1 rRNA gene is annotated in these 1,248 nt (G+C 64.1%); it reads left to right on the top strand.

The features are described from left to right. Positions 1 to 1,248 (top strand): 23S ribosomal RNA (locus ACFMO7_RS08775); the annotation flags it as partial.

The raw sequence follows: 1,248 nt of genomic DNA, 5'->3' as shown, positions 1-1,248 counted from the left end.
GAAGGACGCGGCGAGCGGCGAAACGTTCAGGGGGAGCTGCTGGCAAGCGATGATCCCTGAGTCTCCGAATGGGGTAACCCCTCCGGCGTGATGGCCGGAGATCGGCAGCCGCAGGGCTGACCGAGGGGCAGCGGGTGAACTGAAACATCTTAGTAGCCCGACGAAGAGAAATCAACCGAGATTCCCTCAGTAGTGGCGAGCGAACGGGGAGGAGCCCAAACCGCTGCGGGACCGGCAACGGCTCCCGGGGCGGGGTTGGAGGGCCAGCGCGGGGCGAGGCCCGGACCGGCTGGTTCTGGACCCGAAGTGGCTGGAACGCCACACCGGAGAAGGTGAGAGTCCTGTAGGGGAACAGAACGAGGCGGCCTGGCGCTGGTGCCTGAGTACCACAGGGCACGAGGAACCCGGTGGGAAGCAGGGGGGACCACCCTCCAAGGCTAAAGACCTTCAGCGACCGATAGTGGACGCAGTACCGTGAGGGAAAGGTGAAAAGCACCCCGAGAGGGGGATGAAAGAGGCCCTGAAACCGCGTACGCGAGAAGCAGTCAGAGACCCATGCGGTGGCAGGAGCCGAACCGCAGCCTTGGGCGACTGAGGCGGAGGCGGGGAGGCGAGCCACGAGCGGGTTGATGGCGTGCCTTTTGCAGAATGATCCGGCGAGTGCATCGCCGTTGCCGGAGGTTAACCTCCCGTCAGAGGAGGGGAGCCGGAGGGAAACCGAGTCTGAAGAGGGCGTAGCTGCTGCGAGCGGAAGCGAGCAGGAGCAGGTAGCGGCGATGGGACCCGAAACCGTGTGAGCTACCCCTGGCCAGAGTGAAGCGGATGTGACAATCCGTCGAGGCTCGCACCCACTGGTGTTGCAAAACCAGGGGAGGAGCTGTGGGTAGGGGTGAAATGCCAAGCGAACACGGAGATAGCTGGTTCTCCCCGAAATGCATGGAGGTGCAGCCCGCCGCGGCAGCGCTGGGAGGTAGAGCGCTGTGTGGGTGCGGGGCCAGGAGCTGGTTACCAAGCTCACGCAAACTGCGAATGCCCAGCGCGGGGAGCGGGGCGGCGGAGTGAGTCTGGCGGGGATAACCTTGCCAGACGAGAGGGGAACAACCCAGACCACCGGCTAAGGTCTCCAAGGGGCTGCTGAGTGGGAAAGGAGGTCAGCTGGCCCAGACAGCCAGGATGTTGGCTTAGAAGCAGCCATCATTGAAAGAGTGCGTAATAGCTCACTGGTCGAGCGAGCTGGCGCCGACAACA

This window comes from Thermogemmatispora sp. (genome assembly GCF_042408735.1).
Taxonomy (GTDB): Bacteria; Chloroflexota; Ktedonobacteria; order Ktedonobacterales; family Ktedonobacteraceae; genus Thermogemmatispora.
This window is presented reverse-complemented; position numbering and strand designations above follow the sequence as displayed.